7 protein-coding genes and 1 pseudogene are annotated in these 8,182 nt (G+C 66.5%); 6 read left to right on the top strand and 2 right to left on the bottom strand.

The annotated features are described in order from the left end of the window. Both L995_RS34920 and L995_RS24835 read right to left on the bottom strand, forming a co-directional pair. Window positions 1-141: pseudogene (locus L995_RS34920) on the bottom strand (glycine zipper 2TM domain-containing protein); the annotation flags it as partial. 127 nt (window positions 142-268) lie between these two features. Then, window positions 269-646, bottom strand: a complete 378-nt coding sequence (locus L995_RS24835) for an ArsC family reductase (RefSeq protein ID WP_047474041.1) — start codon at window positions 644-646, stop codon at window positions 269-271. A gap of 79 nt (window positions 647-725) precedes the next feature. Here L995_RS24835 and folC point away from each other — a divergent pair, with 79 nt between their 5' ends. The 6 genes from folC to gltX all read left to right on the top strand — a co-directional run bounded on the left by folC (window position 726) and on the right by gltX (window position 8,048). After that, window positions 726-2,048: a bifunctional tetrahydrofolate synthase/dihydrofolate synthase gene (folC, locus tag L995_RS24830; protein ID WP_016449256.1), complete on the top strand. Its 1,323-nt coding sequence runs from the start codon at window positions 726-728 to the stop codon at window positions 2,046-2,048. Between the two features lie 71 nt (window positions 2,049-2,119). Continuing rightward, window positions 2,120-3,052 carry an SPOR domain-containing protein gene (locus L995_RS24825; protein ID WP_047474040.1) on the top strand — a complete coding sequence of 311 codons (933 nt, stop codon included), beginning with the start codon at window positions 2,120-2,122 and terminating at the stop codon, window positions 3,050-3,052. A 49-nt stretch (window positions 3,053-3,101) separates the two neighbouring features. After that, window positions 3,102-3,593: a CvpA family protein gene (locus L995_RS24820; protein ID WP_016451425.1), complete on the top strand. Its 492-nt coding sequence runs from the start codon at window positions 3,102-3,104 to the stop codon at window positions 3,591-3,593. Window positions 3,594-3,726: 133 nt separating this feature from the next. Next, window positions 3,727-5,235, top strand: a complete 1,509-nt coding sequence (gene purF, locus L995_RS24815) for an amidophosphoribosyltransferase (RefSeq protein ID WP_047474039.1) — start codon at window positions 3,727-3,729, stop codon at window positions 5,233-5,235. A gap of 195 nt (window positions 5,236-5,430) precedes the next feature. Then, entirely contained in the window at window positions 5,431-6,645 is a 1,215-nt protein-coding gene (locus tag L995_RS24810; protein WP_047474038.1) for an O-succinylhomoserine sulfhydrylase, read from the top strand. Then, window positions 6,642-8,048: a glutamate--tRNA ligase gene (gene gltX / locus L995_RS24805; protein WP_047218421.1), complete on the top strand. Its 1,407-nt coding sequence runs from the start codon at window positions 6,642-6,644 to the stop codon at window positions 8,046-8,048. Before L995_RS24810 ends, gltX begins: the two co-directional genes overlap by 4 nt. Window positions 8,049-8,182 lie beyond the last annotated feature (134 nt).

Here is an 8,182-nt window from a genome sequence, read left to right as displayed (position 1 = left end):
CCGCGTTTCATCGCGGCAGACCTGCTGGGGCACGGCCACCTGCTGGGTCACCGGGGTCACCGACAGCACCCGGCCTTGCTCCTGGGCCAGGGCCACGGTGGCGGTCGTGGCCGCCAGCGTCAAAAGAACCAGGGATTTCATGATTGCACTCCTGTTGCGCTGGCGGTATTTCCTGCCAGGCTCCATGCAAGTGTATTCCTCGGGCCTGGAAAGCAGTTTGCGGTCGCGTAAATCCACGTAATAAGCTGTTCCAGGCCTGATGGCAGAGTCAGCGCTTGCCCCCGTGGGCCATCTCTGCCCAGGCGTCGGGCGCAAAACCCACGGTGATGCGTCTCTGCGGCCATTGGACGACCGGGCGCTTGATGACGCTGGGCTGCTGCTGCATGAGGGCTGCGGCACCGGCTGCATCCTGGGCGGCGGCCTGGGTGTCGGCATCGAGCTTGCGCCACGTCGTGCCTTGGCGGTTGAGCAGCTTTTCCCAGCCGACAGCCTGCATCCAGGCGGGCAACTGCTCGGCGGGAACACCCTGTTTCTTGAAGTCGTGGAATTCGTAGGCGATGCCCTGGTCGGTGAGCCAGGCGCGGGCCTTCTTGACGGTGTCGCAGTTGGGAATGCCGTAGAGCGTCACAGTGTTTGCAGTGGTCATGATTGGTTGCAGTTGCCGCAGTCAATGGATGGCGAGGACCCCATAAGGACACTGTCCCTGGGTAACAATAGCGCGCAGTATGCACACCTCATTTCCCACATTGGATGCATGGCTCGCCTATTGCGAGCGCCTGCACCCCAAGAATATTGCGCTGGGCCTGGATCGCGTGCGCGAAGTTGCCCAGCGCCTGGACCTGCGTTTCGACTGCCCCGTGATCACGGTGGCGGGCACCAACGGCAAAGGCTCGACCTGCGCCATGCTGGAGGCCGTGGCGCTGCAATCGGGCTTTCGCCCCGGCGTCTACACATCGCCGCATCTGGTGCATTTCGAGGAACGCTGCCGCGTGGGCGGCGAGATCGTGAAGGCCGCCGAGCTGCTGCCGCAGTTCGAGGCCGTGGAGCAGGCGCGCGTGCAGGGCACGGAAGTGGCGCTCACCTATTTCGAGTTCACCACGCTGGCCATCCTGCGGCTGATGAGCCAGTCCAGGCTGGATGTGGCGATTCTCGAGGTGGGCCTGGGCGGGCGGCTGGATGCCACCAATGTGATCGACGCCGATTGCGCCGTCATCACCAGCATCGACATTGACCACGTGGAATTCCTGGGGCCGGACCGCGAGAGCATCGGCCGCGAGAAGGCCGGCATCATGCGCGCCGGCCGGCCTGTGGTGGTCAGCGATCCCATGCCGCCGCAAAGCGTGCTGGACCATGCACAGGCCATTGGCGCCGATCTCTGGCGCCTGGGCCAGGACTTCAATTTCTCGGGCGACAAGCAGCAGTGGGGCTGGGCCGGACGCGGGCGGCGCTATGCGGGCCTGGCCTATCCGGCGCTGCGCGGCGCCAACCAGCTGGTCAATGCATCGGGTGCGCTGGCCGCGCTCGAAGCCATCCGCAGCCGTCTCCCCGTCACGGCCCAGGCCGTGCGCACGGGGCTGGCCATGGTCGAGCTGCCGGGCCGTTTCCAGATCATTCCGGGCCAGCCCACGCTGGTGCTGGATGTTGCGCACAACCCGCATTCTGTGGCGGCGCTGACGGCCAACCTCGATGCCATGGGCTACTTTCCCTGCACGCATGCGGTCTTCGGCGCCATGCACGACAAGGACCTGGCCCCCATGCTGGCCAGGATTGCCCCGTTGATCGACCGCTGGTATCTGACCGACCTGCCCACGCCGCGCGCCGAGAGCGCCGAGGTGCTGCGCCAGAAGATCGAAGCCCTGCCGCCCGCGCCGGGCGTGCCGCGCGAGATCTCGCTGGCCACCTTCGCAAACCCGCAGCTGGCGCTGGATGCCGCGGTTCTTGCAGCAGGTCCCACTGATAGAATCGTGGTCTTTGGCTCGTTCTTCACGGTGGGCGGCGTGCTGCAGGACGGCCCGCCCCGGCTGAACGCCAAGCATCTGGGCACCTGAATCCAGTGATCCGCACCGCAAACGGCCATCGTGGCTGCCTGTGGTGGCCGATCTGAACGAGTCCGCACTCCATGGCATTTTTCAATTTTCGTTGGCCCGGCAAAAAAGACGACGGTGATTCGTCGTCCGCATCGAGGCGGCCCACACGGCTGGGACAGGCGGAAAGCGTCGATGTCATGCGCCGCCGGGCGCGCCACCGCCTCATCGGTGCTGCCGTGCTGGTCCTGGCGGGCGTGGTGGGTTTCCCCCTGCTGTTCGACACCCAGCCGCGTCCGATTCCCGTGGACATCCCCATCGAGATTCCCGACCGCGACAAGGTCGCTCCTCTGGTCGTGCCCGGCGCCAATGCCGTGGACGCCCATCCGCACCAGGGCGCCGCTTCCCCGACAGGCCGCGTGCCGGCCCAGGCCTCGCTGGGCGCCGACGAGGAAGAGGTTCCCATGGGCAGGCCTTCCGTGCCCGTGGCGCCGGCCGTCTCGCAGGTGGCTCCGGTCAAGCCGGAAGCAAAGCCCGAAACCCGGCCCGAGGCAAAGCCTGAGCCCAAGCCCGCCGCCAAGCCTGAGACCAAACCCGAGCCCAAGCCGGAACCCAGGCCCAAGCCCGAGCCGGCCAAACCCGAACACAAGCCGGAGCCCAAGCCCGAACCCAAACCCGAGCCGAAGCCAAAGCCCGAACCCAAGCCCGAGCCGTCCAGGAGCGACGACGCCGCGCGTGCCCGGGCCCTGCTGGAAGGTCGCAGCGCACCGGCGGCACCGGCGGCTGCTGCGGCGACGGACGAGCGCTTCATCGTGCAGGTCGGCGCCTTCTCCGATGCCGGCAAGGCCCAGGAAATCCGCGCCAAGCTGGAGCTGGCGGGCCTGAAGACTTTCACGCAGGTGGTGGACACCAAGGACGGCAAGCGCACGCGTGTGCGTGTGGGTCCGTTCAACGGCCGTGCCGAGGCCGACAAGGCGGCGGCGCGCGTCAAGGGCCAGGGCCTGCCGGCGTCGGTGCTCAAGCTCTGAGGCGGTGACGTACATCTTGCAAAGCAGCACAGGCGCACAGAGATAGCGTATGTCCACGGTGGACTGGGTTTTGCTGGCCTGCGTGCTGGCATCGATGCTGCTAGGCGCCTGGCGCGGGCTGGTGTATGAGGTGCTGTCGCTGCTCGGCTGGCTGGTGGCCTTCGTCGTGGCCCGCATCTGGGCTGCCGACGTGGCGCTGTGGCTGCCCATGCAGGACTGGGACATGCAGCTGCGCTATGCCGCAGGCTTTGTGCTGTTGTTCGTGCTGGCGCTGTTCGGCTGGGGCCTGGTGTCCTGGCTGTCGCGCCGGCTGATCGAGGCGGTGGGCCTGAGGCCCGTGGACCGCACGCTGGGCGCGCTGTTCGGCGTGCTGCGCGGGGCGCTGCTGGCCCTGGTGGCAACGATGGTGATCAGCTACACGCCGCTGCACCAGGGACAGTGGTGGCAGGATTCAGCCCTGGCGCCGTGGCTGATGCAGGCGCTGGCTGCGGTTTTGCCGCAGCTGCCGCAGGAATGGGGACGCTATCTGCCGGCTGCATGACAAGGCGCTGCAGCGCAGGAGTCGGCTGGCAGAAACAGTTTGGATAGAGAAATCGGGCGCAGGCGTGGCCAATGGGTGGCTGCTACGGCCCAGACAGCGAAGGGCGACCTTCGCAAACGGATGGAACGCAACTATGTGTGGAATCGTTGGTGTAGTCAGCACCGCGCCCGTGAATCAACTGATCTATGACGCCCTGCTGCTGCTGCAGCACCGTGGCCAGGATGCCGCCGGCATCGTGACCCAGCAGGAGCGCAAGTTCTTCATGCACAAGGCCAAGGGCATGGTGCGCGACGTGTTCCGCACCCGCAACATGCGCGCCCTGCCGGGCACGGTGGGCCTGGGCCAGGTGCGCTACCCGACGGCCGGCAACGCGACCAGTGAGGAAGAGGCCCAGCCCTTCTACGTGAACGCGCCCTTCGGCATCGTCATGGTGCACAACGGCAACCTCACCAACGCCAAGCAGCTGCGCGAGGAACTGTCGGACACCGACCACCGCCACACCAACACCGAGAGCGACTCCGAAGTCCTGCTCAACGTGCTGGCCCACGAGCTGGCCCGCGCCAGCAGCGGCGCACCGCTCAAGAGCGAAGACGTCTTCCAGGCCGTCAGCGCCGTGCACAAGCGCATCAAGGGTTCGTACGCCGTGATCGCGCTGATTGCGGGCTACGGCCTGCTGGCCTTCCGCGACCCCTTCGGCATCCGTCCCCTGTGCATGGGCCGCAGCGCCGACGGCACGGTGATGCTGGCCAGCGAATCCGTGGCCCTGGAAGGCACGCTGCACCAGCTCGAGCGCGATGTCGCTCCGGGTGAAGCCGTGTTCGTGCACAACGACGGCCAGGTCGAAACCCGCCAGTGCGCCGAAAAGAGCGAGCTGCACCCCTGCGTGTTCGAGTACGTATACCTGGCCCGTCCGGACTCGGTGCTCGACGGCATCTCCGTCTACCAGGCGCGCCTGAACATGGGCGAGACGCTGGCCAAGCGCGTGGTCTCCACCGTGCCGCCCAACGAGATCGACGCCATCATCCCGATTCCGGAATCCAGCCGGCCCAGCGCCATGCAACTGGCCCAGCTGCTGGGCATCCCCTACCGCGAAGGCTTCGTCAAGAACCGCTACGTGGGCCGTACCTTCATCATGCCGGGCCAGGCCTCGCGCAAGAAATCCGTGCGCCAGAAGCTCAACGCCATCGGCAGCGAGTTCAAGGGCCGCAAGGTGCTGCTGGTGGACGACTCCATCGTGCGCGGCACCACCTCCAAGGAAATCGTGCAGATGGCGCGTGACGCCGGCGCCGTCAAGGTCTACCTGGCCTCGGCCGCTCCTCCGGTGCGCCATCCCAACGTCTACGGCATCGACATGCCCACGCGCGCCGAACTGGTGGCGCATGGCCGCACGGTCGAGGAAATCCGCCAGGTCATCGGCGCCGACGCGCTGATCTACCAGGACGTGGCCGCCATGAAGCAGACCGTGGGCAAGATCAACCCGCAGGTGCAGGGCTTCGAGGCCTCGTGCTTCGACGGCGTCTACATCACGGGCGACATCTCCGAGGACGAGGTCACGGCGCTCAACGAGGGGCGTAACCGGGGCGGGGAGGAAGAGGCCAGCGATGCGTCGCGCCTGTCCCTGCCCAATGCCCAGGAAGCCTGAGCGCCAGGGCATTCAGTGACAATGTCGGGCGGGCCTGTGGCCCGCCTTTTTTGACAAATGAGCTAAAAGCGCTGGTGCTGGAGCGTCCAGGGCCGCAAGGCCCTGGAAGCCGCCAGGTGACAAGTGCTTCTAGCTCCTTTTTTCCGGGCACCGCCACCGCTGGCGGTCTGCGCCCGATCCCCAAGGACCATCAACGTGACCAACAAGACACTTCCCGAAGGCCTGCATCCCGATACGCTGGCCCTGCGCGTGGGCGTGGAGCGAAGCCAGTGGGGTGAGCACAGCGAAGCCCTGTACATGACCAGCAGCTTCGTGCAGCCCGACTGTGCAACGGCTGCACGCCGCTTCGCCAATGAAGAGCCCGGCTACACCTACAGCCGCACCTCCAACCCCACGGTCACCAGCTTCGAGCAGCGCCTGGCCGCCATGGAGGGCACGGAATGCGCGGTGGCCACGTCCACGGGCATGTCGGCCATCTTGCTGGTGGCGCTGACCACGCTCAAGGCCGGCGACCATGTGATCTGCTCGCAGTCCATGTTCGGCTCCACCATCAAGCTGCTGGGCGGCGAGATGGCGCGCTTTGGCGTGGAGACCAGCTTTGTCTCGCAGACCGATGTGCAGGCCTGGAAGGCGGCCATCCGTCCCAACACGCGCCTTCTGTTCGCCGAGACGCCGACCAACCCGCTGACCGACCTGTGCGACATCGCCGCGCTGGCCGAGCTGGCGCACGCCCATGGCGCGCTGCTGGCCGTGGACAACAGCTTTGCCTCGCCCGTGCTGCAGCAGCCTGCCAAGTTCGGTGCCGACCTGGTCGTGCACTCCGGCACCAAGCTGCTGGACGGCCAGGGCCGTGTCATGTCGGGCGCCGTCTGCGGCACGACGGCACTGGTGGACAAGGTCATGGGCACCTTCCTGCGTAGCGGCGGCCTGAACCTGGCACCGTTCAACGCCTGGGTGGTGCTCAAGGGGCTGGAGACGCTGTCCCTGCGCGTGAGGGCGCAAAGCGCCTCCGCGCTGGAGCTGGCCACCTGGCTGGAAGCCCATCCCAAGGTCGCCCGCGTCTACTACCCGGGCCTGGCCAGCCACCCGCAGCACGAGCTGGCCATGCGCCAGCAAAACGGCATGGGCGGCGGCGTGCTGTCCTTCGATGTGGTGGGCGAGGGCGCCGAACAGCTGCGCGCCAACGCCTTCCATGTGGCCGACAGCACCCGGGTGTGCTCGATCACGGCCAACCTGGGCGACGTCAAGACCACCATCACCCATCCGGCCAGCACCTCGCATGGCCGCCTGAGCGAAGAGCAGCGCCGTGCCGCCGGCATCGGCCAGGGCCTGCTGCGCATCTCCGTCGGACTGGAATACCTGGGCGACCTCAAGAACGATCTCTCCCGCGGACTGGATACCCTGCAATGACACAAAAAGTACGTACCCGTTTTGCCCCGTCTCCCACGGGCTTCATCCACCTGGGCAACATCCGCTCGGCCCTGTATCCCTGGGCCTTTGCGCGCGCCACGGGCGGCGATTTCATCCTGCGCATCGAGGACACCGACGTGGAGCGCTCCACCCAGGCCTCGGTGGACGTGATCATCGAAGGCATGGCCTGGCTGCAGCTGGACCATGACGAAGGTCCGTTCTATCAAATGCAGCGCATGGACCGCTACAAGGAGGTGCTGGCCGGCCTGCAGGCTTCGGGCCATGTCTACCCCTGCTACATGAGCGTGGAAGAACTCGACGCCCTGCGCGAGCGCCAGATGGCCAACAAGGAAAAGCCGCGCTACGACGGCACCTGGCGCCCTGAGGAAGGCAAGGTGCTGCCGCCCGTGCCCGAAGGCGTGCGTCCCGTGCTGCGCTTCAAGACGCCGAAGGGCGGCGTCGTGGCCTGGGAAGACAAGTGCAAGGGCCGCATCGAGTTCCAGAACAGCGAGCTGGACGACCTGGTGATCGCGCGCCCCGATGGCACGCCCACCTATAACTTCTGCGTCTGCGTGGACGACATGGACATGGCCATCACCCATGTCATCCGTGGCGACGACCACGTCAATAACACGCCGCGCCAGATCCACATCTTCGAGGCCCTGGGCGCCAGCGTGCCCGTGTTCGCCCATCTGCCCACCGTGCTCAACGAGCAGGGCGAGAAGATGAGCAAGCGCAACGGCGCCAAGGCCGTCACCCAGTACCGCGACGAAGGCTACCTGCCCGACGCCATGGTCAACTACCTGGCCCGCCTGGGCTGGAGCCACGGCGACGACGAAATCTTCAGCCGCGCCCAGTTCCTGGAGTGGTTCAACCTGGACCACCTGGGCCGCAGCGCAGGCCAGTTCGACGAGGCCAAGCTGCGCTGGGTCAACGCCCAGCACCTGAAGGCGCTGGACGACGCGGCCCTGGCAGAGCTGGTGCGTCCCTTCGTGCTCAAGACCGGCCTGGACCAGGCCCTGCTCGATGCCGACGACCGCCTGCCGCGCATCTGCGCCCTGTTCAAGGACCGCTGCGAAACCCTGGTCGATCTGGCCGGCTGGGTGCGCCTGTTCTACGTGGACGCCTTCGACCGCAACGCCGAGGACCTGGCAAAGCACGTGACCGACGCCGTGGCGCCCGCCCTGGACGCCTTCGCCGAAGGCATCGCCTCGGTGGAGTGGAGCAAGGAAGCCATTGCTGCCCTGATCAAGGAAGTGCTCAAGGCCCAGGGCCTGAAGATGCCGCAACTGGCCATGCCGGTGCGCGTGCTGACGCTGGGCACGGCGCACACGCCTTCGGTGGACGCGGTGCTGGAGCTGCTGGGTCGTGAAAAAATTCTGGCGCGTTTGAAAAACCGCTGAAAACCTGTCTATAATTCGAGTCTCTGATGCAAGCGCAGCAACTAACAAGAAGCAGCGATTGCAGCATGAAGGGGGTATAGCTCAGCTGGGAGAGCGCTTGCATGGCATGCAAGAGGTCATCGGTTCGATCCCGT

It is taken from the genome of Delftia sp. ZNC0008 (assembly GCF_000799035.1).
GTDB classification, from domain to species: Bacteria; Pseudomonadota; Gammaproteobacteria; order Burkholderiales; family Burkholderiaceae_C; genus Comamonas; species Comamonas tsuruhatensis.
Note: the sequence above shows the minus strand (reverse complement) of the source record. Positions and strands in the feature narration are given on the sequence as shown.

Excerpts from the sequence above, each read along its gene's own strand:
- L995_RS24835 (WP_047474041.1), bottom strand. The coding sequence starts at position 646 with ATGACCACTGCAAACACTGTGACGCTCTACGGCATTCCCAACTGCGAC.
- folC (WP_016449256.1), top strand. The coding sequence starts at position 726 with ATGCACACCTCATTTCCCACATTGGATGCATGGCTCGCCTATTGCGAG.
- L995_RS24825 (WP_047474040.1), top strand. The coding sequence starts at position 2,120 with ATGGCATTTTTCAATTTTCGTTGGCCCGGCAAAAAAGACGACGGTGAT.
- L995_RS24820 (WP_016451425.1), top strand. The coding sequence starts at position 3,102 with ATGTCCACGGTGGACTGGGTTTTGCTGGCCTGCGTGCTGGCATCGATG.
- purF (WP_047474039.1), top strand. The coding sequence starts at position 3,727 with ATGTGTGGAATCGTTGGTGTAGTCAGCACCGCGCCCGTGAATCAACTG.
- gltX (WP_047218421.1), top strand. The coding sequence starts at position 6,642 with ATGACACAAAAAGTACGTACCCGTTTTGCCCCGTCTCCCACGGGCTTC.